Below are 21,758 nucleotides of genomic sequence, written 5' to 3'. Positions count from 1 at the left end.
ATGACCGCGCGCCAGGCAGGCTGCACGGGCCTGCCGCGTGCATGCCGGTTGCCGCGTGTTCCGCACCCTTTCTGCGCAGGAAAGGACGCTTGAGGCATCCGCAATTATCACGTGCCGTGGATTTGCCCACCATGTGTCGAACGATCGGTACAGCCCGCCTATTCGGCCCTTTCACTGGCCTTGCGGTGCCTGCCGCCACGTCGTGCGACCGGATGCAGCGCGCCGGTTGCGAACGGCCGGGCCTCGCGCCACGGCGTATCGATAATCAGGAGACACGATGAACAGCCATTCCCTCGATCTCGGCGGCAGCGCGGGCGAACCCGCGTCCGCACGGCCGCCGGCCACTGCCGCCGGCGCCGATGCGTCGGCCCTCCCCGGCCGCCGCGTCACGCTCGGCGATTTCATGGACGACCTGCCGGTCGGCGCGTTGCACCGGTTCGTCGTCTGGGTGATCGGCATCGGGCTGTTCTTCGACATGTACGAGATCTTCCTCGTCAGCACGATCGGTTCCGCGTTGCAGAACGAATACGGGCTGAGCCGGCAGAGCACCGATTTCAAGCTGCTGCTCGCATCGGCGTTCATCGGCATGTTCGTCGGCGCGATGTGCCTCGGCAGCCTCGCCGACCGCATAGGCCGGCGCAAGGCGTTCCTGCTGACGCTCACGTGGTACAGCGCATTCTCGCTGGTCGGCGCGTTTTCGGTGAATGCCGACATGCTCGTCGCGTGCCGGTTCCTGACCGGCATCGGCGTCGGCGCGATCTATCCGGTTGCCGACAGCTTCCTGTCCGAGATCCTGCCGAAGGAAAAGCGCGGCAGGCTCGCCGCGTGGGCCTATACGACTTCCTATGTCGCGGTGCCGCTCGTCGGGTTTCTGGCGCTGTGGTTGAACCCGCTTCATGTCGGCGGCGTGGCCGGCTGGCGCATCATCCTCGCGATCGGCAGCCTCGGCGCCGTGTACGTGCTGTTCGTCCAGCATCGGCTGCCGGAAAGCCCGCGCTGGCTGCTCGCGCAGGGTCGCACCGCCGACGCGCATGCGGCATTGCGACGCTTCGCGGCAGGCACCGGCGTGCGCGTGCCCGAGCAGTTCGCGGAGCCGGTCGAGCCGCAACGGCCGCTCGGGCTTCGCGAGCGTATCGCGCTGCTGCGACGCGAACCGTACGGCGCGCGCTACGTGATGCTCGCGATCTTTCACCTGTTTCAGGGCTTCGGTTATTACGGGTTCGGTACGCTGGCCGGCACGGTCGTGAAAAGTCGCGGCTTCGACGTGACGGACAGCACGCTGTTCATCGCGCTGTCGTTCATCGGCTATCCGATCGGCTCGCTGCTGTCGATTCCGTTGCTCAACTGGATCGAGCGCCGCACGCTCGTGATCGTGTCGATCCTGTCGATCGCCGTGTTCGGGCTGTGCTTCGCGTATTCGGGTAATACCGCGCTGATCGTCGGCTTCGGGGTCCTGACGACCTGTGCATCGAACGTGTTCAGCAACGCGTATCACGTGTACCAGGCGGAGATTTTCCCGGCGCGGGTGCGCTCGACGGCGATCGGCAGCACCTATGCGCTGTCGCGGATCGTCAGCGGGGTGTTGCCGTTCGTGTTGTTGCCGGTGCTCGGCAGTTATGGCGCGGGTGCGATGTTCGGGGTGATCTCGGTCGCGCTCGGTATCGTCGCGGTCACGCTGCGTGCGCTCGGGCCGCTGACCACGCGGCGCAGTCAGGATGAGATCAATCCGGTTTGAGCGGTTGGCGCCGAGGGGACGCGGAAACGCGCTCCCTCATCACGACTGATGTTTCGCGGTATCTGTCGCTTGCCGATCCATTGAAGTCGTTCGGCCTACCGGGAAGCGGACGCTCGACGCAACCTCAGATCTCGACCGTGATCGACCGCATGACAACCCCTGTACCGCCGGCCATCAATCGCGAGATCCTGCCACCGTCGACATCAAGGCGAACCTTGACGACGCTCGGCGAAGGTTGGGGCATCAAGTGCCCTTGTTCAATGGTGATTTCCGTGTCGCCTGCCCCCATCCGCTCGTACAGCAAGCACGCCAACGGTCCGGCCGCGGTTCCTGTCGCCGACTCCTCGGCAATGCCGAAACGCGGCGCGAACATGCGGGCTCCTGCATGGCGACCAGGTATTTTCGTCGTCGTCGAGAATACGTAATAGCCAATCAAGTCGAGATCGTCGCTGATCGATTCAATCGCGCGCGGGTCCGGACGAATCGCCGCCACGGACGGCTCGTCGGGCAATGCAATCATCAGAAAGCTGTTGCCGGTGTTGACGACGGTCGGGCTTTCGACACCATGGATCCGGGCAGTCGATACGCCCAGCGATTGAGCGATTTTCGCGGAGAACGGGGAGTCCGCTCCGATTGAGCGATAAGTTGGGGAACGCTGCTCCATTAGAACGGTATCGCCATCGATCACGATGTCTCTGCATCCGTCGATCGTCTCTTTCGACGACTTGCCGTCACCTACCCTGCCGATTGCTCTCAAGAGGGAAAATGTGGCGATCGTGGCATGACCGCAATGAGCGATTTGTCGCGTCGGCGTGAAAAATTCCAGCTTGACCGTTGCGATATTCGATTTCGATACGAATGCGGTTTCCGACAATGCGGCCTGCTGGGCAACATGCAGCTTCTGGCCTGCGGTCAGCGCATCGGCATCGATCACCACGCCCGCAGGATTGCCCCCGGCTTTTCCGTCCGTCAACGCATTGACGATCTGAACTTCAACTCGCACTAGTCCTCCCGATGAACGAACCTCAAACGAAGCGCGACGAACACATGCGTTCGTGTCATTGATCGGCGATCTTACGGTCGGCGCCGACTGACTGCAACCGGCCAAGACGGCGCAATCGGCAGAGACCTGCCAACCGGTACGTTCCTGCCTAATCGTTGCTCGTGGTGGGGCGAGAACCATACAAGCTTCGAGTCGACCCATTCGCAATCCTCGTTCAGTCGACATTGACAGACGGAATCTTGTGAATTCACGAGCGGAACGTCAATCTTGATTTGAATAATCGATCTGCTTTCGATTGACCGTGTGCCGAAATCGCGTCGAGAACCCTCGAATGGTCAAAGCATCTTGTCGGAAACAGGGACTCGGAGGCAGCCCCGCCTCACCGCGCCGACATGAAATCGAACAGCTTCGCGATATCGGTCGTCAGCACGCTGCCCGCCTTCACCCCCACCCACAGCGTTCTAGTCGCCCACGCATCGTCGAGCTTCACGACCCCGAGCCGCGCCGCGCGCTCGCCGGTCACCGCATCGCGCGGCAGGATGCCGATGCCGAGCCCCGCCTCGATCATCCGGCTCACACCGTCGAAATTCGATACCTGGATCCGCAGCTTCAGCGAGCGCTCGACCGCGAACGCCGCGTCGGTCATGCGCGCGAGCAGCGAGCTGCCGTCACTGAGCCCCACGTAGTCCTCGTCGAGCGTATCCGCGAAGCGGATGCTGTCGCGCGCGGCGAACCGGTGCGTGCGCGGCACGAGCAGCACGAGCTCGTCGCGCCGGTACAGCCGCCGTTCGATGCCGGGGGCCGGCACGTTGTCGGCGAACACGCCGAGATCGGCCTTGCCGGACGCGAGCGCGTCGACGATCTCGTGGCTCAGCCGCTCCTCCAGGCTGACCTTGATGCCCGGATGGTCGGTAAGGAACGCGGCGAGATCGGCGGGAAGGAACTGCACGATCGCGGACGTGTTGGTCCATACGTGGATATGCCCGCGCACGCCGGCGACGTAATCGCTCATCTCGTGCGCCATCCGGTTGACCTGCTCGATCACCTTCGCCGCATGGTCGAGCAGCGCGCGGCCCGCAGGCGTCAGCTCGACACCGCGCGCATGCCGGACGAACAATGCACTGCCCGTCACGCTTTCCAGCTCGGCGATGCGCTTGCTGACCGCGGACAGCGTGAGCTGGCCGTGTTCGGCCGCTTTCGTCAGGCTGCCGTGCTCGGCGACGAGCGCGAACACGCGCAGCGACTGCAGATCGAAATGAAGCGGGTTCACCATGTCGTGGGTCCTGGGAAGGCCGTGCCGGCGCCTGCCGTCGGCGCGGCGGCCTGACGCCGATCATACGCCCGGCCGCCCCCGCGCGATACGGCGCGCCTAGCGCGGCGCGATCGACAGCAAGGCGGTGAGCATCGCACCGTCCGGCTTCTCGAGATCGTCGAGCACGTCGAAGTGCTGCATGCCGGGCAATCCTACGTGGATGATTCGTTCGCCGGCCGCTTCGCACGCCGTCGCGTAGTCGCGTGCTTGCCGCACGAGTTCGGGCAACTCGGCTTCGCCGACCGCCACGACCGTTGGCGCGCCGGGCCCGACATGGCGCACCGGGCTGTACGCTTCGACTTCGTGCGCGGTGAGCTGCAGCTTGTCGTTCAGGCAGCACAGCGAGATCGGTTCGAGATCGACGAGCGGGCTGATCGCGAGTGCCGACACGACGGCCGGATGCGCGCGGTGCACGGCCGTCAGGTGGCCGCCCGCCGAATGGCCGCTCAGGTGGATCGGCCGCTTCGCCGTGCCGAGGCCGTCGGGGTCGTTCGCCAGGTAGTCGAGCAGCGCGCCGATCTCGCCGACGATGTCGGTCATCGTCGCGATCGGCGCGAGCGTGTATTCGGCAAGTATCACGTCGAAACCGCGCGCGAGCGGCCCGCTCGCCGCGTACGCGAAATCTTCTTTCGCGCAGTGCTGCCAGTAGCCGCCGTGAACGAACACGAACAGCGGTGCATCGGGTTGACCGCACGACAGCCAGTCGAATCGCTGCGCGGGTTGCGCGCCGTAACGCAGGTCGCGCCGGACGGACGCGGCTGCATAGAGCGCTGCGCTGCGCGCCTGCATCGACGCGAGCAACGCAGGGAAATCGGGCACCACCTTCGTGTTCAGATAAGCGGCGTCGAGCGCCGCGCGGTCCATGCCGCGATAGAGGATCGTCATCGGGAATTGCCTGGGTCGGGTTGCGCAAGCGCGGACGCAAGCGTTGCGTCCGCTGCGAAGGCGGCGTCTCAGTCGCCGATGCATGCATTATCCGCAGCGCGGCACGGGCCGGCTATCCGGAATCGGCGAGCGCGGAAACCGGCTGTCCGATTTCGGCGGGAGATCGGCGCGGCATGCAGTCGCACCGTGATCAGGTCCGCTCGCGTGAGGGCGAAGCGGCGATACGACGCGGTGGTGCGCCGGTGCTCAGATCAACTCGGAGATCTCGATCAGGTTCAGGTCGGGATCGCGCACGTAGACCGACCGGATCTTCTGCGTCGCGCCCGTGCGCTCGACCGGCCCTTCGACGATCGGCCAGTCGAGGCGCTTCAGGTGTGCGATCACGTCGTCGAGCGGCACGGACGCGATGAAGCACAGGTCGAGTGCGCCGGGCACCGGCACGTGCGCTTTCGGTTCGAATTCCGCGCCACGCACGTGCAGGTTGATCTTCTGGTTGCCGAAGCGGAAGGCGATCCGGCCCGCGCCGAAGGTTTCGAGCCGCATCTGCAGCACCTCGGTGTAGAAATGCTTCGTCCGGTCGGGATCGACGCAGGTCAGCACGAGATGGTCGAGGTGATCGATCAGCGCCATGAGGTTCGCTCCTGTTCGTGGTTCATGAGAACGCGCGCTGCGCGGGCATGTCGCCGGCGTCCGCGCGCGGCGGCGGATGAAGGTCCGAGCGGCGCCCGGCCTTCAGGATCTGGCTCGGCACGTCATGCCCGATCAGCGCGGGCAGCCGTGCCGACGCGGCCAGCACGGCCGCGAGATCGACGCCTGTATCGTAGCCGTCGAGTTCGAGCATATGCACGAGTTCTTCGGTGCACGCGTTGCCGGTCGCGCCCGGCGCGTACGGGCAGCCGCCGAGTCCGCCGAGCGACGCGTCGAAGCGGTCGATCCCGGCGTCGAGTGCCGCGAGCGTATTCGCGAGCGCCATCCCGCGCGTGTTGTGGAAGTGCAGCGTGAGTTGCAGCGCGGCGAAGCGTTCGCGCGCCCGTGCCGACAAGTCGCGCACCTGCGACGGAAACGCCATGCCCGTCGTGTCGCACAGCGTGAAGCCGTGCACGCCGAGATCCGCGAAGCGCTGCATCCATGCGAGTACGCCTTCTGCTGCAACATCGCCTTCCATCGGGCAGCCCATCGCGGTCGACAGCGACACGTTGATCGCGACACCGGTGCCGCGTACCGCATCGATCACGTCGCGCAGTTGTGCGAACGACTGCTCGCGCGTCATCCGCAGGTTCGCGCGGTTGTGGCTTTCGCTCATCGACATCACGAGGTTCACTTCGTCGACGCCGCACGACAGCGCGCGCTCCGCCCCGCGCACGTTCGGCACGAGCACCGTATAGACGACGCCGGGTGCGCGAGCGATGCCGTGCATCACGGCCTCCGCGTCGCGTAACGCAGGGATCGCCTTCGGCGACGTGAACGACGTGACCTCGATCTTCGCGTAGCCGCACGCGCTCAGTGCGTCGACGAGCGCGATCTTGTCGTCGGTGTCGACGAATGCCGCTTCGTTCTGGAGACCGTCGCGCGTCGCGACTTCGTGGAGGTAGAGGCGTTTGCGTTGGCCGCTCATGTTGTCTTCTCCTGTTTCCGCATCTCAGATCACGCCGCGCGTGCGCCAGTCGCCGCGCGTCGCCGCATCGATGCCGAGCGATTCGAGTACCGTATCGGTATCCGCGCCGAGCGCGGGCGCCGCGTGTTCGATGCGCCCGGGCGTCGCGCCGAGCTTCGGCACGATGCCAGGCACGAGTACCGGCGTGCCGTCGGGCAACGCGGCATCGACGAGCATGTCGCGGGCGCGGTAATGCGGATCGGCCGCGATGTCGGCCACGTCGTAGATGCGCCCGGACGGAATGCGTGCTTCGTTCAGCGCGGCCAGCACCGCATCGAGATCGTGCTGCACGCTCCATTCGCCGATCGCCGCGTCGATGCGCTCGACCTGCGCGACGCGTCCGTCGTTGTGCGCGAGCGCGGGATCGTTGCCGAGATCGGGCCGGCCGATCAGCTCCATCAGGCGTCGGAAGATGCTGTCGCCGTTGCCCGCGATCAGTGCGTACTTGCCGTCGCGGCAGCAGTACGCGTTGGTCGGCGCGATGCCGGGCAGGCTGCTGCCGGCCGCCTCGCGTACGGCGCCGAACGCGGAGTATTCGGGCAGCAGGCTTTCCATCATGTTGAAGACCGACTCGTACAGCGCGACGTCGACGACCTGCCCCTTGCCGCCTTGCTGCTCGCGATGCCGCAGCGCAAGCAGCACGCCGATCACGCCGTGCAGTGCCGACAGCGAATCGCCGAGCGAGATGCCGACGCGCACCGGCGTGCGGCCTGGCTCGCCGGTCAGGTGCCGCAGGCCGCCCATCGCTTCGGCGATTACGCCGAAGCCGGGACGGTCGCGGTACGGGCCCGTCTGCCCGAAGCCCGACACGCGCAGCATCACGAGCCCCGGGTTGATCGCGGACAGCGCGTCCCAGCCGAGCCCCCAGCCTTCGAGCGTGCCGGGCCGGAAATTCTCGATCAGCACGTCGGTTTCCGCGACGAGGCGGCGCACGACGTCCTGCCCTTCGGGCGTGCGCAGGTCGAGCGTGAGCGAGGTCTTGTTGCGCGACTGCGCGGCCCACCAGACCGACGTGCCTTCATGCAGCAGCCGCCATTTGCGCAGCGGGTCGCCGAGCCCGGGCGGCTCGACCTTGAGCACGTCGGCGCCGAATTCGGCGAGCATCCGGCCCGCGAACGGCCCGGCGATCAGTTGGCCGAGTTCCAGCACGCGGATGCCGTCCAGGGGGCGTGTCATGGCTGTCTCCGATGAAATCGTGGTGTCGATGAAGGCGATCATGACGGCGTTCGCGCCCGGCGAAAATCGATCGATGCTCAACCAGCCTTTCCGTTTCGGAAAGGCGCGCGTCACGCCCCTCATGCAACGCGTAGCGTCAGCCTTTCCATCCGGGAAAGCGCGCTCGCGCAACGGGCAAACGACGGCACGCGCGCCGCCGGCAGAATCGAACCCGTTCCGCGCCCGCCGGGCGCCTGTCAGCGAGACCCGCCATGTTTTCTGCTTCCTCTCCCGCGAAGATCGTGTTTCTCGACCGCGCGACGCTGTCGCCGCACACCGTGCTGAAGCCGTTTCCGTTCCCGCACGTATTGCAGACCTTCGACCGGACCGCCGCGCACGAGACGGCCGCGCGCATCGCCGACGCGGACATCGTCGTGACCAACAAGGTGCGGCTCGACGCGGCAGCGCTCGCCGATGCGCGGCGCGTGCGGATGATCGCGATCGCCGCGACGGGCACCGACATCGTCGATCTCGACGCGTGCGCGGCGCGCGGCATCGTGGTGAGCAATATTCGCGGGTATGCGGTCCGCACGGTGCCCGAGCATACGTTCGCGCTGATCTTCGCGCTGCGCCGCAGCCTCGTCGCGTACCGCGACGCGGTGTGCGCGGGGCGCTGGCTCGATAGCGGGCAGTTCTGTTTTTTCGATCATCCGATTCGCGACCTGGCCGGCTCGACGATCGGGATCGTCGGCGACGGCGTGCTCGGGCGCGCGGTGGCCGGCATCGCCCGCGCGCTCGACATGCGGGTGCGGTTCGCGGCGCACGGCGATGCGGCGGGAGACGACTACGCGCCGCTCGACACGCTGCTGCGCGACAGCGACGTGATCACGCTGCACTGCCCGCTCACGCCGGCGACGCGGCACCTGATCGACGCGGCCGCGTTCGCGCGGATGGCGCGCCGGCCATTGCTGATCAATACCGCGCGCGGCGGGCTCGTGGATGAAAGCGCGCTCGTCGATGCGTTGCAGTCGGGGCAGATCGCAGGCGCGGGGTTCGACGTGGTCACGCAGGAGCCGCTGCCGGCCGCGCATCCTTTCCACGCGATCCTGTCGCATCCGGCCTTCATCCTGACGCCGCACGTCGCGTGGGCGAGTGACGAAGCGATGCAGGCGCTCGCCGATCAGCTCGTGGACAACGTCGCCGCATTCGTGGGCGGGATGCCGCGGCACGTAGTGTGACGCGCGTGGCGCATGGCGCTGCGGAAGGTGATGTGAACCGCGCAAACGGAACGGCCCCGCTCGATGGCTCGAAGCGGGGCCGGCTGAATTCGGGGGCTGCTTACGCCAGCGACTCGGCACGTTACGGGTTCGTGCATCCGCCCTATCTTGCGGCCGGTTTCTGAATTCCTGATGGGCTCTACTTTAAGGAATCCAGACGACCAACGATATAGGACAAGTCCGAAACTAAGTGGGGCCAATTCCGGAAACGACCGTTTCGATCGCAGCGCACCGCGACCGACGCGAATCTCAGTAAGCCGACATCTCGACGCAAGGATCGACCTTGGACGGCGAGCAGATGACCGAGTACTTGGCGCTCTCGCGCATCAGCGCTTCGCCTTCGTGCAGCGCGATCTTGATCTCGGGGTGACGCTCGTACGCGAGGAATGCCGAACACACGACGGCGGACATCACGACGAGGGAAAACACAAATTTTTCAAGGGTTTGGAAACGTTCAGGCATGGTTCGACCTATCTCTTAGGCCGTGATTATATCTCGAAATAAGGGTTTTCCCTATAACGCAGCCCGCATACCGAGGATGCGTTCGGTCTTTTGGGTCAGGTGTTCGCACCCCTTTTCGGCGAATCGGTGTCGAACGCGGGTCGCGCCAGCCGTGGCCGTACCTGCACGGGCGACGGTCATCGATGGCTTGAAGAAACGGGACGAGTGCGGCCCGCAGGGATGAAGCCGTGTGCCCGCGGAATCAGCGCACACCGCGCCGCCGACGCGTCACTGCGGCCCGGACGCCCCGCTCGCCGCGTTGCCCGGCCACGCCTTGCCGATTTCGTCGACCAGCGACTTCGCGGTGCCGGTGACGATCGCCGCGTCGACGCCGGACGTCTGCCATGCGCCGTCGGCGGCCTGCACGAAGGTCAGGTTCGCGCGCGAAGGCTTGTAGTCGGCATTGCGCCACGTGACGACGACGTCGCACGAGTAGGTGCGATCGCCGAGCTTCTTGCAGTCGCCGTCGGGTTTCGCCGACACGACATCGGCCGAGACGGGCAGCGGCTGGCCGAACAGCGCGTTCAGGCCGCCATGGTTTTCCGCCTCGAGCGCGCGGCGCACGGCGGCATCGACGTCGCTCGACCCGGGGCCGTCGTGGAGCAGGTTGCAGGCGGCCAGCAGCGTCGATGCACCGGCGAGTGTCAGCAGCGTGTGGAACTTCATGGATATCCGTTGTCGGGAGAACGCCGCGTAGTCTGCAACGTCCGCGCGCGGTGCGCGGTATCCATTTGTAACCAATTGCACGGAGGCGCGAGCGGCATCGCGTGCCCGTGCGTCGCGCTCGCCTACTGCCGCTCCTGCTTCACGCGGCTGACGAGCTGCGTCGGGCTCACGAACTGCAGCGCGATCACGACCCACACGAGCGTGATGGCCATGTAGATCATCGCCATCGCGTCGATCGACTGCGGCGCGCGCACGCCGGTCGAGAACACCGCGTAATACAGCGCGACGACGAGCGTCTGCGTGCTCGGCCCCGCGGTGAAGAAGGTCAGCTCGAACATCCCGATCGTGCGCACCAGCACGAGCAGCCCCGCCGCGAGCATGCCGGGCACCAGCAGCGGCAGCAGCACGTAGCGGAAATAGCGCCACGTATTCGCGCCGAAGATGCGCGCGGCGGCTTCGAGATTCGGGTCGATCTGCTCGATGAACGGCGTCATCACGAGGATCACGAACGGCAGCGCCGGCACGAGGTTCGCGAGGATCACGCCCGGCAGCGTGCCCGCGAGCCCGACCTTGTACATCACGGTGGCCATCGGGATCCCGTACGTGACGGGCGGCACCATCAGCGGCAGCAGGAACACCAGCAGCGCGAAGCGCTTGCCGCGAAACTGCACGCGCGCGAGCGCATACGCGGCCGGCACGCCGAGCGCGATCGACAGCAGCACGACCGCGCCGACGACCTCGACGGTCACCCACAGCACGCTCGCGAGCTGGAAGTCCTCCCACGCCTTCGCATACCAGTGCAGCGTGAAGCCCTGCGGCAGCGGCGTGCCGAACCAGCGGGTCGCGATCGAATTCACCGCGACGGTCGCGATCAGCAGCATCACGTTCAGCAGGAAGAACGCCATCAGCCCCCACACGAGCGCCTTCCACGCGCGGCCGGCGAGATTGCTTGTCATCTTCTGCGGTTTCCTCGCGTCGACGGGGCGCGCATCGGGCGTGTCGTGCTTCGGCGGCCAGGTGCGCGCGGCATGATTGTCGGTCGCCATCAGCCCTTGCCTCCCGTCACCGCGCCCGTATAGAAGAAGCGGCGCGCGCCGAGCATCGACGTGACCACCAGCAACTGCACGAAGCCCATCACGATCGCGATTGCCGATGCGAGCGAATAGTCGTAGCTCTCGAACGCGGCTTCCGCCGCCGCGATCGAGATCACGCGCGTGGGGCCGGCCGGCGCGCCGAGCAGCACGGCCGACGGGAACACCGAGAACGCCTGCACGAACGACAGGCACGCGGCCATCGTCAGCCCCGGCACGAGCAGCGGCAGGTAGATCTGCCGGAACTGCTGCCACGGGTTCGCGCCGAGCGTCGCCGCTGCGCGCGCGAGCGTCGGGTCGATGCCGCTGATGTACGACAGCATCAACAGGAACGCGAACGGAAAGCCCGACACGATCAGCGACAGCAGCACGCCCCAGTAGTTGTGGGTGAGGCGCACTTCGTCGGTGTACAGGTGCAGCCCCCGCAGCGCTTGCGGGAACCAGCCGTTCGGCCCGAAATACGTGAGCATCCCGTCGGCGACGAGCACCGTGCCGAGCGTGACGGGAATCACGAGCAGCGTCGTGACGAACTTCTGGTACGGCGAGTGGCGGCGCAGCGCGAACGCGACGGGCACCGCGATGCCGACGTTGAGCAGCGTCGCCGGCACCGCGAGCTTCAGCGTGACGAGCACGGTCGGCCACATCGCCGCGTCGGTGAAGAACTGCACGTAGTTCGCGAGCGCGCCGCCGCCGTTCATCGGCTGGAACGACAGCACGAGGCCGTACGCGAACGGATAGATGAACAGCGCGACGATGAACGCGAGCGCGGGCGTGACGAGCCACGCTTTCGCGTCGCGCGGCGTGCCGCCGGACGCGACCGTGCTCATGCGGCCTCCCGGTATGACGGCGCGGCGGCCACGCCGCTCATGTCGGCGCTCCCGGGTAGACGAGCGTGCGTGACGGCGCAACGCGCAGCCGCAGCGGCTCGCCTTCCGTGAATTCGCCGGCGACGCGCGCCCAGATCGGGCCGAACGGCGTGACCGCGCGGATCAGCGAATCGCGGCCGCCGTACTCGACCGTTTCGACGGTCGAGTCGAACGCGTTCGTGTTGTCGCCCGCATCGTCTGCCCGCTCGATGTCGTCGGGGCGCAGCGCGACCACGACCTCCTTCGTATCGAAGCCGGCCATCGGCACGCCCGTGACGCGCACGCCACCGGCCGCGACGTTCACGTAATCGCCGGCCATCCCTTCGAGCGTGAACGGCAGCACGTTGCGATAACCCATGAAGCGCGCGACGTGCAGGTTGTGCGGGCGCGTGTAGACGTCCTTCGGCGTCGCGACCTGCTGCACGACGCCCTCCTTCATCACGACGATGCGGTCGGCCATCGACAGCGCTTCGTCCTGGTCATGCGTCACGTAGATCGTCGCGCGTTCGAGCTGCGTGTGGATGCGGCGGATCTCGGCGCGCATCTCGATGCGCAGCTTCGTGTCGAGGTTCGACAGCGGCTCGTCCATCAGCACGAGCGGCGGCTCGATCACGATCGCGCGCGCAATCGCGACACGCTGCTGCTGCCCGCCCGACAGCTGCCCGGGCAGCTTGCCCTCGTGGCCGACGAGCTGCACGAGTTCGAGCGCCTGCTGCGCGCGCCGCCGCGTTTCCTGCTTCGGCACGCCGCGCATCTTGAGGCCGAAGCCGACGTTGTCGAGCACCGACATGTGCGGAAACAGCGCGTAGTTCTGGAACACCATCCCGAAGCCGCGGCGCTCGGGCGGCAGCACGTCGATGCGCGTGTCGTCGAGCCAGATGCCGCCGCGTGTGAGCGGCTGCAGCCCCGCGATGCAGTTGAGCGCGGTCGACTTGCCGCAGCCCGACGGGCCGAGCATCGCGATGAATTCGCCGCGCCGGATCTCGAGATCGAGCCCGTTCAGCGCGGCGACCTGCGCGCCTTCCGCATTGGTGAAGCTGCGGCACACGCCATCGAGCCGCAGCCGTTCGAAACTGTGCTTCATTGCGCGAACTCCCTCGACGCGGGCGCCGCGGCGCCCGCCGGTTCCTGCGTCACTTCGACTTCTGCGATCCGATCTCGCGGTCCCACTTCTGGAACGCCGCGACCATCGCCTGCGCGTTGAGCGGCTGCACGTGCGGGCGCTCCGCGAGCAGCTTCGCGTACTCGGGGCGGCCGAATTTCTTGATCACCTCCTGGCTGTGCGCGGGCGCCATCTCGAGCGTCACGCCCTTCACCGCCGGGCCCGGATAGAAGTAGCCGTCGTCGTAGGTCATCGCCTGTTGCGCCGGTTCGAGCAGGAAGTTCATCAGCTTGAACAGCACGTCGAGCTTTTCCTTCGGCACGCCCTTCGGGATCACCATGTAGTGCGCGTCGTTGACCCACGTCATGTTGTCGAAGGCCTGGACCTTGAATTCCGCCGGCACGATGCCAAGCGCGCGCGGGTTGAGGTCCCAGCCGGTGACGGTCACGGTCATGTCGCGCGTGCCCTCGCCGAGTTCCTTCATCACCGCCGACGTGCCGCCCGGGTAGTACGGCACGCAGTCGTTCAGCGCCTTGAGGAACGCCCAGGTCTTGTCCCAGCCGTTGATCGGATCCTGCGGATTCTTGTCGCCGAGCACGTACGGCAGCCCCATCAGAAACGTGCGGCCGGGGCCCGAGTTCGCCGGGCGCGCATAGATCAGCTTGTTCGGATGCGCCTTGCACCAGGCGAGCAGCTGATCGGGTGTCTTCGGCGGGTCGCTGACCTTCGCCGGGTTGTATTCGAGCAGCGGGCCGGCCGGCATGTAGGTGACTTCGAGGCCGTAGCCCTGCGCGAGATCCTGCATCTTGCGCGGGCCGGGCGCGTATTTGTCGAGCACGCCGGGGAGCGCGGCCGCGTCGTCGGGCAGCAGCTTCTGCCACAGGTTCTGCTCGATGCCGGCGGCCAGCGCGTCGGTGCCCGTCAGCACGAGGTCGATGTCGGCGCGCCCCGCCGCCTGCATCGCCTTGATCTTGCCCGGCAACTGCGGCGCGGGCGCGTTCGTGAACGTGACGTTCGAGACGAGGTTCGGGTTCTTGTCCTTGAAGGCTTCGATGGCCTTCTGCGTGAGCTGCAGGTTGCCCGCGACATCGACGATGTTCAGCGAGACGGGGGCGGCGACGGCGGCCGTGGCAGACAGCGTGAAACCCACGGCGAGTGCGATCCGGCGGACACGGCGAGCGATCGGGGTGGCGTTCATGTCTCCTCACTTCGGTCGGTGGATGGGACCTTTCTTTTCAGGAAATCATGACGGCGTTATACGATGTCGGTCAACAAAAAACCACGGCTTGCGGGGCGGGACTTTCCCTGACAAATACCTTCCGTTTGTTGACGATTTGTGTGCCGACCGATGCTGGGGCGTCGTGCCGGGTCGATTGTGCTGCGTGTTAAGACGTCGTATCTCGGCGAGCGACGAAATGGAATCGGTTCGAGGCCGCATCGCGACCCGACGGTGACGGCGCGCGCGCCGGGCGCCCGGTCGGGCGCGGCGCGCGAAAGGCGGGAATATTCAGTCAGTCAGGCCGTGCCGAGAGCGGCCACTTCTTCGATCAACCGCTCTGCATCCCGCCACTCGCCATACCCCGACGCCGGGTTCAGGTGCCCGACCTCCCCCAGATCGACCAGCTTGCTCCCCCACCCTGCCGCCAGCACCTCAATGCGTTCGAAACCCGCGAGCGGATCGTTGCGGCTCGCGGCGACGATGCTCGGAAACGGCAGCCGTCCGGTCGGTATCGGCGTCCAGCCGTTCGCGGCGATCGCATCGGGCGCCGGATAACCGGCGGGCATCGGCGACTCGAGATCGGCCGGCGCCGCGAGCAGCGCGCCGTGGATCTGGCGCGTGGCCTGGCGCGCCCAGTGCACCGTGATCATCACGCCCGCGCTGTGCGCGACGAGGATCACCGGGCCGTCGATCCCGGCCAGCGCCGCATCGAGCGCCGCGACGCGTGCGGCGCGGCTCAGCTTGTCGGCTTCGAGCGGCGCGACGGCGCGCGCGTTCGGCAAGCGTCGTTCGAGGTGCGTCTGCCAGTGGTCGTCGACGTGATCGCGCAAGCCCGGCACGATCAGGATGGTGGGGGTGGTCGTCAGGGTCATGCAGTCTCCGAAGCGGTCAGGAAAGGTGGGACGCGCGCCGGTCGCGTTCGACGCGCGCGAGGTCGGCCACGTAGCTCGCGCGTCCGATCGCGAACAGCACGGCGGCCATGAGCGGCACGACGGGAATCCATTGCAGTGAGCCGACGAGCCCGGCGCGATCGGCGACCCACCCCGTCAGCAGCGGGCCCGGCGCCATGCCGAGCAGGTTGTTGGCGAGCGTGAGCGTCGCGAACGCCGACGCGTGGATCGCGGCCGGCGTCAGGTTCGCGACCATCGCGCCCGATGCACCGGATGCGCCCGCGCCGACCAGCATGCCCACACAGATCAGCGCGAGTTGCAGTGGCCCGGGCGGCAGCCGGAACGCAATCGCGAGGCACACGCCCGTGAGTACGCAATACGCGATCGCGGTCAGCCACTTGCGCTTGCCGTCGGTCTTGCCGACGCGGTCGGTGACGATCCCGCAGCCGACCATCCCGACACCCGCGAGCAGCACGAAGCCGGCCGCGAGCACGGCCGCGCGGTCGGGCGCCATCGCGTAGTAGCGGTTCAGGTAGCTCGGCAGCCACGCGAACAGCGCGCCCGGCACGAACAGGTGCAACCCGCTGCCGAGGTACGCGCAGATCACCGAACGCGATGCGAACAGCCCCGACATCAGCGCGCGCACGTTGCCGCGCAGGTCGCGCGGTGCGCCGGCGTCGCGCCGGCACGGTTCGATCCGATACGCGGCGAGCCGCCGTTCGGTCACGACGCAGCGATACGCGACGAGCAGCACGATGCCGAGCGCGGCCATCACGCCGAACGACCAGCGCCAGCCGAGATGCGCGCCGACCAGCCCGCCGAGCGCCATCCCGAACACGGAGCCGAACGCGCCGCCGGCCATGAACGCGCCGGTCAGCGTCGCGCGCAGCCGGGCCGGAAAGATGCTGAGGATCAGCGCGACGCCGACGCTGCCGTACGCGGCTTCGCCGAGCCCGACGAGGCCGCGTGCGACGAGCATCTCCGCGTAGTTCGTCGACAGCGCGCAGCCGAGCGTCGCGACGCTCCACAACGCGGCCATCAGCACGATGCTGCGCACGCGCCCGAAGCGGTCGGCGAGTACCGACAGCGGGAACGTCAGCAACCCGACCAGCAGCGCGACGACGCCGGACAGCGAACCGAGCTGCGTGTCCGACAGCGCCCACGCGTGCTTGAGCAGCGGGAACACGGCATTGAGCACCTGCCGCGACATGTAGTCCGACAGCAGCAGGCCGACGGTCAGCCCGAACACGAGCCACGCATACGCGGGCGCGCGCCGGCCGGCGGCGGCGACGTCCTGCATCGACGGCTCGACTTGATGGATCAGCATGCGTGTCTCCTCCGGCGCCGGAGGTCGTGCTTCGGCGCGGCTTGCGTGGCACCGCTCCGTTGACCGGAGTCCGCTCCCGCGCGCTGCGCAGGGGTGGTGCCACGCCACAACGATCGGCGGGCGGCGGCCGTGACGACTGCCTGCCCGGGTGCGCGGCGCGTCAGGCGGCCCGCAGCGGCACGTTCACCTGGCCGGAGCGGCGGTTCGGCGCCATCCCGAGGTGCGCCAGCGTCTCGTCGATGCCGTCGTACTGCACGCCGATCCGGTAGATCGCCTTCGCCTCCTTGCCGGTGGCGATGTCGCGGCCGAGTTCGCGCGCGATCCGTGCGCACTGCTCGACCTGCTGCACCGACGTCATCCGGTTGCCCTTCTGGTCGATGATCGTGTCCTCGATCCCGCAGCGCGGATGCAGGCCCAGCGCCATCGCGACCGTGTTGATCGGCAGGACGTTCTTCATCAGCGATTCGAGCGTGATGCACGCGCCGTCCGGGCAGCGCCGCACGAATTCCATGAAGTTGTACGGATTCGGGCCGTCGAAGCCGCCGCCGATGCCGACCCACGTGACGTTCAGCGGGCCGCGATAGACGCCGCGGCGGATGATCCGCTCGAGCGTTTCCAGCGCGTGCATGCCGGTGAGCTGGAAATGCGGCTGGATGCCGGCCGCCTGCAGGCGGCGCAGGTGCTCGTCGACCCAGCCGGGGCCGGCCGGCACGGTCATCTCGCGGTACGCGTCCCAGTACGCGGCTTCGTTCAACGACGTGCCGGCGATGTCCTGGCGGTTCATCAGCTCGGTGATGTTCATCTGCACGGTGTTGATCGCGACCGTCACCTGGTCGGGCTTCGGCGTCAATTCGGCAAGCATGTGGCGCGTGTCGTCGGACAGCCATTTCGCGTCCGCCCCCTCGCCTTCCGGCGCGAACGAGATCGAGCCGCCCACCTGCAGGATCATGTCGGGCACCGCCTCGCGCAGCCGGCCGAGCAGTTCGTTGAACTTCGACAGCCGCTTGCTGCCCTTGCCGTCGAGTTCGCGCACGTGCAGGTGCAGCACCGTCGCGCCCGCGTTGTAGCAGTCGACGGCCTTCTGCACGTGCTCGTCCATCGTCACCGGAATGTCTTCCGGAAAATCGGCCGGCATCCATTCGGGGCCGTACGGCGCGACCGTGATGACCACCTTGTCCTGGTTTTCCGGGTGCAGCGAATCGTCGAGAAATTGCATGTCGTCCTCCAGTGGAAATCGTTGTATTGCGGGCGTACGGGCGTGCGTATCCCGCCGCGCCGGGCGGCGGGCCCGGCGCGTTGCATGGGGTTTCAGAGATTGGCTACGGTATTGGCGGGCTCAGAACGGCACGTCGCCGACGATGCCCGCGCGCTCCATCTGGCGCACGCACGGCGGGTAGTCCATCACCGCGTAGTGCTGGGTGCTGCGGTTGTCCCAGATCGCGACGCTGTGCTTCTTCCAGCGCCAGCGCACCTGGTACTCGGGGATGTACGCCTGGCTGATCAGGTATTGCAGCAACTGGCCGGCGCCGGGATTCGCGTCCTGCCCGACCCGCACGCGCGCCGGCGTGTGGAAGTTGGTGAAATGCGTGGTGAACGCATTCACGTACAGCACTTTCTCGCCGGTTTCGGGATGCGTGCGCACGACCGGATGCTCGGCGTCCGGGTACTGCGCCTTCAGCGCGAGGCGCTTGTCGATCGGCATCGCCGCGCCGAAGCTCGCCTCGATGCTGTGGCGCGCGCGCAAGTCGTCGATCTGCTGCTTCACGTGTTCAGGCAGGCGCTCGTAGGCGAGCACCATGTTCGCCCACATCGTGTCGCCGCCAACCGGCGGACCGTCGATGCAGCGCAGCACGCAGCCGAACGGCGGCGCCACGCGCCAGCTCGCATCGCTGTGCCACGCATTCTCGTAGCGGTCGTTCGGCTGGTCAGGCGACTTGTAGATCCGCACGAGCCCCGGATGCTCGGGATCGCTGCCGGCCACCGGGTGATCCTCGAGCTCGCCGAAGCGCCGCGCGAACGCGACGTGCTCGGCGCGCGTGATGTCCTGGTCGCGCAGGAACAGCACGCGATGGCGAAGCAGCTGCACGCGGATCTCGGCGAACAGGCCGTCGTCGTGCACGGCGTCGGCGAGGCTCACATCCAGCAGTTCCGCGCCGATCGCGCAGGTCAGGGGTTCGACTCGCATGCGCGTCTCCTCAGACGATGAACACCGACGAACCGGTCGTCTTGCGCGATTCGAGATCGCGATGCGCCTGCGCGGCATCCTGCAGCGCGTAGCGCTGGTTGATCTCGATCCGGATCCGGCCGGCCGCGACGTGCGCGAACAGTTCGCCGGCCAGGTCGTTCTTCTCGGCCGGATCGGCGATGTAGTCGGCCAGCGCCGGGCGCGTCAGGTACAGCGAGCCCTTCATCGCGAGGCGCTGCGGATCGAACGGCGGGATCGGGCCGGACGCGGTGCCGACGCACACCATCAGCCCGCGCCGCTTCAGCGAATCGAGCGAGCCTTCGAAGGTGTCCTTGCCGACGCTGTCGAACACGACGTCGACGCCCGCGCCGTCCGTCAGCTCGCGCACGCGCTTCGCGACGTCCTCGCGGCTGTAGTCGATCGTGTGGTCGCAACCGTGTGCGCGGGCGATTTCGGCCTTGTGCTCGCTGGAGACGGTGCCGATCACCTTGAGCCCGAGCAGCTTCGCCCATTGCGACACGATCAGCCCGACGCCGCCGGCGGCCGCGTGCAGCAGGACCGTGTCGCCCGGTGCGAACGCATGGATGCGGCGCAGCAGGTAGGCCGACGTCAGGCCGCGCATCGTCATCGCCGCGGCCGTTTCGCACGTGATGCCGGCCGGCAGCCGCACGAGCGGCGCGGCGGGAATCAGCCGTTCGGTGCTGTACGCGCCGAGCGTGTTCAGGAAGCCCGTGTAGGTCACGCGGTCGCCGACGGCGACGTTCGTCACGCCCGGGCCGACCGCTTCGACCACGCCGGCCGCCTCGACCCCGAGGCCGGCAGACAGCGGCACCGGATACAGGCCGCTGCGGAAGTACGTGTCGGCGAAATTCAGGCCGACCGCGTCGTGCCGCAGGCGGACCTGGCCGGGGCCCGGGTCGCCGACGTCGACTTCCTCCCAGCGCAGGACCTCGGGGCCGCCGGTTTCGTGGAATCGCACTGCATGTGCCATGGTGTTCTCCGTAGGGTGTCAGTCGGATGCGCGCCGCGCATCGTCGGGTTCGTTCGGTTCGTTTGCGCGTGGCGGCGTCGCGGCTGCGCCGTCCGCCAGCGATTCATCTAGCTCTGCCCAGTCCGCGTCGCCGAGATAGCGCCGCGCGGCCGGGAAAATCACGCCTTCCATCCGCCCCATCTGCTCGAACGCGCCATGCGCATAGCGGGCGAGCGCCGTGTCGAAGGCGGGCGACGGCAGCCCTTGCGCGGCGATCCGCATGAGCGCATCGAGCGCTTGCGCGTCACGCTGCCGCTGGCGGTAGAGTTCGTCCAGTTCGGCCCCGACGCACTCCGCACGGATGCGCAATGCCGCGAACAGGCGCGCTTCGGCGGCCGTGCCGACCCGGGCGTACTGCAGGGCGGCGAGCGATGCCAGTGCCTCCTGCGTGTCGATCATCTGATGCTGCGGCTCGTTCGAGGCCGTGCCGCAGGCCATCAACGCCCGCAGCCACCCTTCGACCGCACGATGCGCATCGAGGCAACGCGCCATCACGCGCATCTCGGCAGGCGTGCGCCGCGACGTGCACACGAGCACCGGCACGCCGCTCGTCGCGAGCAGGTGCCGCCGTTGCGCGCAGGCCGCCGCGTCGGCGTCGTGCGGCAGCGCCGCGACGCCGATCAGGTCGCAGCCGAGTTCGGCCGCCAGCGCACCGGGCGCTGCGTCGCCGGCCCCCGGATGGCCTGCCCCCGCGATCGCATGAGACAACCCCTGTGCCCGCGCGGCGGCTTCCACTTTCGCACCGTGCTCCGGCAGCCGCGCTCCGGATAAACGCGAGTCCGGCGCGGCGTCGGTCAGCATGAACGTGACCCGGGCGCCGACCGCACGCGCCAGTTCGAGCGCATGGCCGATCGCATCGATGCCGCCGGGCGAGCCGTCGACCGTCACGAGCAGATGGCGGTACATCGTGCCGCTCCGCTTATCCGGCGAGCGGCGCGCTGCGCCGCGTGCCGGTCGATACGATCTTCATGGGTGGGCTCCTCGTGGTGTTCGTCTTGCATCGGAACCCATGCTATCGATGCGGTGCCGGTGCGGCCCCACTCGTCGCGGGGGGGGATTGACGCGCGAACGCGGTTCGGCCGATCCTTCCCCCCACACCCACCCCGGACGCTGGCCCGCACGGCACCGCCGGAATCCGACTGCTGCCCCGATGGCCCACCCACCCGATCGCGCCGACGTGCCTCCCACCGAACTGGTCCTGAAGACGACCGCGCCGCGCGTGCCGGCGCAGTTGCTGGCCCGCGCGCGGCTGAGCCTTGCCGTACCCGCTTTCGACGGCCGGCCGGTCACGCTGGTGCAGGCGCCGGCCGGTTACGGCAAGACGTCGCTGCTCGCGCAATGGCGCCGCGAAACCCTCGCGCTCGGCCGTGCGGTCGTATGGCTGTCGGCCGACGAGCGCGACGATGCGGCGCGGTTGCTGCAAGGGCTCGTGCAGGCGGTGCGGACCGGTTGCGCGCGGCCCGGCTTCGGGCGCCTGATTCCGGTCGGCGCGGCCGACGCGGCGCGTGCGCTGGAGGGCGTGACCGCGTGGCTGGCCGAGGTCGCGCAGTTGTCGATCGATGCGCTGCTGATCGTCGACGATGCGGAGCGGTTGCCGCCCGCCGGCCTCGATGCGCTGACCTACGTGCTGCACAACGCGCCGCAAAACCTGCATGTCGTGGTCGCCGCGCGGCGCGGGCTCGATCACGTGGCCGGCGACCTGCTCGCCGGCGGGCAGTGCACGCTCGCGGGCCCCGACTGGCTGCGCTTCACGCTCGACGAGACGATCGCGCTGGTCGGCGCGCGCTTTGCGCAGCGGGTCGATGCCGACGCGTTCGCGCGGCTGTTCGAACGCGTCGACGGCTGGCCGCCCGGCCTGCA

General features: G+C 67.9%; 21 protein-coding genes. 3 read left to right on the top strand and 18 right to left on the bottom strand.

Going from position 1 to position 21,758, the window contains the following annotated elements:
• The first annotated feature begins 277 nt into the window (after positions 1-277).
• Positions 278-1,735: an MFS transporter gene (locus G3N98_RS25775; RefSeq protein WP_206149563.1), complete on the top strand. Its 1,458-nt coding sequence runs from the start codon at positions 278-280 to the stop codon at positions 1,733-1,735.
• Positions 1,736-1,859: 124 nt separating this feature from the next.
• Here G3N98_RS25775 and G3N98_RS25770 read toward each other — a convergent pair whose 3' ends face one another.
• The 6 genes from G3N98_RS25770 to G3N98_RS25745 form a co-directional block, all read right to left on the bottom strand.
• The gene (locus tag G3N98_RS25770; protein ID WP_206149562.1) at positions 1,860-2,738 is read right to left on the bottom strand and encodes a PhzF family phenazine biosynthesis protein; all 879 of its coding nucleotides are present in this window, start codon (positions 2,736-2,738) and stop codon (positions 1,860-1,862) included.
• A 379-nt stretch (positions 2,739-3,117) separates the two neighbouring features.
• Positions 3,118-4,011 (bottom strand): LysR family transcriptional regulator, encoded by an 894-nt coding sequence (locus G3N98_RS25765; protein WP_089494876.1) that lies wholly within the window; start codon positions 4,009-4,011, stop codon positions 3,118-3,120.
• A 96-nt stretch (positions 4,012-4,107) separates the two neighbouring features.
• Entirely contained in the window at positions 4,108-4,935 is an 828-nt protein-coding gene (locus G3N98_RS25760) for an alpha/beta hydrolase (RefSeq protein WP_206149561.1), read from the bottom strand.
• 246 nt (positions 4,936-5,181) lie between these two features.
• Positions 5,182-5,565, bottom strand: a complete 384-nt coding sequence (locus tag G3N98_RS25755; RefSeq protein WP_206149560.1) for a VOC family protein — start codon at positions 5,563-5,565, stop codon at positions 5,182-5,184.
• Between the two features lie 22 nt (positions 5,566-5,587).
• Complete coding sequence (locus tag G3N98_RS25750) at positions 5,588-6,550, bottom strand: hydroxymethylglutaryl-CoA lyase (protein ID WP_206149559.1); 963 nt, start codon at positions 6,548-6,550, stop codon at positions 5,588-5,590.
• A gap of 24 nt (positions 6,551-6,574) precedes the next feature.
• Positions 6,575-7,765 (bottom strand): CoA transferase, encoded by a 1,191-nt coding sequence (locus tag G3N98_RS25745; RefSeq protein WP_206149558.1) that lies wholly within the window; start codon positions 7,763-7,765, stop codon positions 6,575-6,577.
• A gap of 251 nt (positions 7,766-8,016) precedes the next feature.
• Between G3N98_RS25745 and G3N98_RS25740 the strand changes: the two genes are divergently transcribed.
• Positions 8,017-8,982 carry a D-2-hydroxyacid dehydrogenase gene (locus G3N98_RS25740; RefSeq protein WP_206149557.1) on the top strand — a complete coding sequence of 322 codons (966 nt, stop codon included), beginning with the start codon at positions 8,017-8,019 and terminating at the stop codon, positions 8,980-8,982.
• A gap of 288 nt (positions 8,983-9,270) precedes the next feature.
• On the opposite strand, the gene G3N98_RS25735 is transcribed toward G3N98_RS25740, so the two are convergent.
• The 12 genes from G3N98_RS25735 to G3N98_RS25680 form a co-directional block, all read right to left on the bottom strand.
• The gene (locus G3N98_RS25735) at positions 9,271-9,483 is read right to left on the bottom strand and encodes a hypothetical protein (RefSeq protein ID WP_006497261.1); all 213 of its coding nucleotides are present in this window, start codon (positions 9,481-9,483) and stop codon (positions 9,271-9,273) included.
• A gap of 267 nt (positions 9,484-9,750) precedes the next feature.
• Positions 9,751-10,188, bottom strand: a complete 438-nt coding sequence (locus tag G3N98_RS25730) for a hypothetical protein (RefSeq protein WP_206149556.1) — start codon at positions 10,186-10,188, stop codon at positions 9,751-9,753.
• Positions 10,189-10,310: 122 nt separating this feature from the next.
• Positions 10,311-11,234 carry an ABC transporter permease gene (locus G3N98_RS25725; RefSeq protein WP_206149555.1) on the bottom strand — a complete coding sequence of 308 codons (924 nt, stop codon included), beginning with the start codon at positions 11,232-11,234 and terminating at the stop codon, positions 10,311-10,313.
• Positions 11,234-12,106 carry a sugar ABC transporter permease gene (locus G3N98_RS25720; protein WP_206149554.1) on the bottom strand — a complete coding sequence of 291 codons (873 nt, stop codon included), beginning with the start codon at positions 12,104-12,106 and terminating at the stop codon, positions 11,234-11,236. The genes G3N98_RS25725 and G3N98_RS25720 overlap by 1 nt, the downstream gene beginning before the upstream one ends.
• A gap of 37 nt (positions 12,107-12,143) precedes the next feature.
• On the bottom strand, positions 12,144-13,229 hold the full coding sequence (locus G3N98_RS25715) for an ABC transporter ATP-binding protein (protein ID WP_206149553.1): 1,086 nt from the start codon (positions 13,227-13,229) through the stop codon (positions 12,144-12,146).
• 49 nt (positions 13,230-13,278) lie between these two features.
• Positions 13,279-14,445, bottom strand: coding sequence for an extracellular solute-binding protein (locus G3N98_RS25710; RefSeq protein ID WP_089425439.1), 1,167 nt, complete (start codon positions 14,443-14,445; stop codon positions 13,279-13,281).
• A 317-nt stretch (positions 14,446-14,762) separates the two neighbouring features.
• Positions 14,763-15,338: an alpha/beta hydrolase gene (locus tag G3N98_RS25705; protein WP_175240778.1), complete on the bottom strand. Its 576-nt coding sequence runs from the start codon at positions 15,336-15,338 to the stop codon at positions 14,763-14,765.
• A gap of 16 nt (positions 15,339-15,354) precedes the next feature.
• Complete coding sequence (locus G3N98_RS25700; protein ID WP_206149552.1) at positions 15,355-16,683, bottom strand: MFS transporter; 1,329 nt, start codon at positions 16,681-16,683, stop codon at positions 15,355-15,357.
• A 160-nt stretch (positions 16,684-16,843) separates the two neighbouring features.
• Positions 16,844-17,899 (bottom strand): 3-keto-5-aminohexanoate cleavage protein, encoded by a 1,056-nt coding sequence (locus G3N98_RS25695; protein ID WP_089425436.1) that lies wholly within the window; start codon positions 17,897-17,899, stop codon positions 16,844-16,846.
• 120 nt (positions 17,900-18,019) lie between these two features.
• Positions 18,020-18,868, bottom strand: coding sequence for a TauD/TfdA family dioxygenase (locus G3N98_RS25690; protein WP_206149551.1), 849 nt, complete (start codon positions 18,866-18,868; stop codon positions 18,020-18,022).
• A gap of 10 nt (positions 18,869-18,878) precedes the next feature.
• The gene (locus tag G3N98_RS25685) at positions 18,879-19,859 is read right to left on the bottom strand and encodes a quinone oxidoreductase (RefSeq protein WP_206149550.1); all 981 of its coding nucleotides are present in this window, start codon (positions 19,857-19,859) and stop codon (positions 18,879-18,881) included.
• An 18-nt stretch (positions 19,860-19,877) separates the two neighbouring features.
• Positions 19,878-20,804 (bottom strand): universal stress protein, encoded by a 927-nt coding sequence (locus tag G3N98_RS25680; RefSeq protein WP_206149549.1) that lies wholly within the window; start codon positions 20,802-20,804, stop codon positions 19,878-19,880.
• 244 nt (positions 20,805-21,048) lie between these two features.
• On the opposite strand from G3N98_RS25680, the gene G3N98_RS25675 reads away from it, so the two are divergent.
• On the top strand, positions 21,049-21,758 hold a 710-nt coding region (locus G3N98_RS25675), incomplete at its 3' end, for an AAA family ATPase (protein WP_206149548.1).

Source organism: Burkholderia sp. Tr-20390, from assembly GCF_017104595.1.
Taxonomy (GTDB): domain Bacteria; phylum Pseudomonadota; class Gammaproteobacteria; order Burkholderiales; family Burkholderiaceae; genus Burkholderia.
Note: the sequence above shows the minus strand (reverse complement) of the source record. Positions and strands in the feature narration are given on the sequence as shown.

Coding starts and splice junctions, on each gene's coding strand:
- G3N98_RS25775 (WP_206149563.1), top strand. CDS start 278: ATGAACAGCCATTCCCTCGATCTCGGCGGCAGCGCGGGCGAACCCGCG.
- G3N98_RS25765 (WP_089494876.1), bottom strand. CDS start 4,011: ATGGTGAACCCGCTTCATTTCGATCTGCAGTCGCTGCGCGTGTTCGCG.
- G3N98_RS25760 (WP_206149561.1), bottom strand. CDS start 4,935: ATGACGATCCTCTATCGCGGCATGGACCGCGCGGCGCTCGACGCCGCT.
- G3N98_RS25755 (WP_206149560.1), bottom strand. CDS start 5,565: ATGGCGCTGATCGATCACCTCGACCATCTCGTGCTGACCTGCGTCGAT.
- G3N98_RS25750 (WP_206149559.1), bottom strand. CDS start 6,550: ATGAGCGGCCAACGCAAACGCCTCTACCTCCACGAAGTCGCGACGCGC.
- G3N98_RS25745 (WP_206149558.1), bottom strand. CDS start 7,765: ATGACACGCCCCCTGGACGGCATCCGCGTGCTGGAACTCGGCCAACTG.
- G3N98_RS25740 (WP_206149557.1), top strand. CDS start 8,017: ATGTTTTCTGCTTCCTCTCCCGCGAAGATCGTGTTTCTCGACCGCGCG.
- G3N98_RS25735 (WP_006497261.1), bottom strand. CDS start 9,483: ATGCCTGAACGTTTCCAAACCCTTGAAAAATTTGTGTTTTCCCTCGTC.
- G3N98_RS25730 (WP_206149556.1), bottom strand. CDS start 10,188: ATGAAGTTCCACACGCTGCTGACACTCGCCGGTGCATCGACGCTGCTG.
- G3N98_RS25725 (WP_206149555.1), bottom strand. CDS start 11,234: ATGGCGACCGACAATCATGCCGCGCGCACCTGGCCGCCGAAGCACGAC.
- G3N98_RS25720 (WP_206149554.1), bottom strand. CDS start 12,106: ATGAGCACGGTCGCGTCCGGCGGCACGCCGCGCGACGCGAAAGCGTGG.
- G3N98_RS25715 (WP_206149553.1), bottom strand. CDS start 13,229: ATGAAGCACAGTTTCGAACGGCTGCGGCTCGATGGCGTGTGCCGCAGC.
- G3N98_RS25710 (WP_089425439.1), bottom strand. CDS start 14,445: ATGAACGCCACCCCGATCGCTCGCCGTGTCCGCCGGATCGCACTCGCC.
- G3N98_RS25705 (WP_175240778.1), bottom strand. CDS start 15,338: ATGACCCTGACGACCACCCCCACCATCCTGATCGTGCCGGGCTTGCGC.
- G3N98_RS25700 (WP_206149552.1), bottom strand. CDS start 16,683: ATGCTGATCCATCAAGTCGAGCCGTCGATGCAGGACGTCGCCGCCGCC.
- G3N98_RS25695 (WP_089425436.1), bottom strand. CDS start 17,899: ATGCAATTTCTCGACGATTCGCTGCACCCGGAAAACCAGGACAAGGTG.
- G3N98_RS25690 (WP_206149551.1), bottom strand. CDS start 18,868: ATGCGAGTCGAACCCCTGACCTGCGCGATCGGCGCGGAACTGCTGGAT.
- G3N98_RS25685 (WP_206149550.1), bottom strand. CDS start 19,859: ATGGCACATGCAGTGCGATTCCACGAAACCGGCGGCCCCGAGGTCCTG.
- G3N98_RS25680 (WP_206149549.1), bottom strand. CDS start 20,804: ATGTACCGCCATCTGCTCGTGACGGTCGACGGCTCGCCCGGCGGCATC.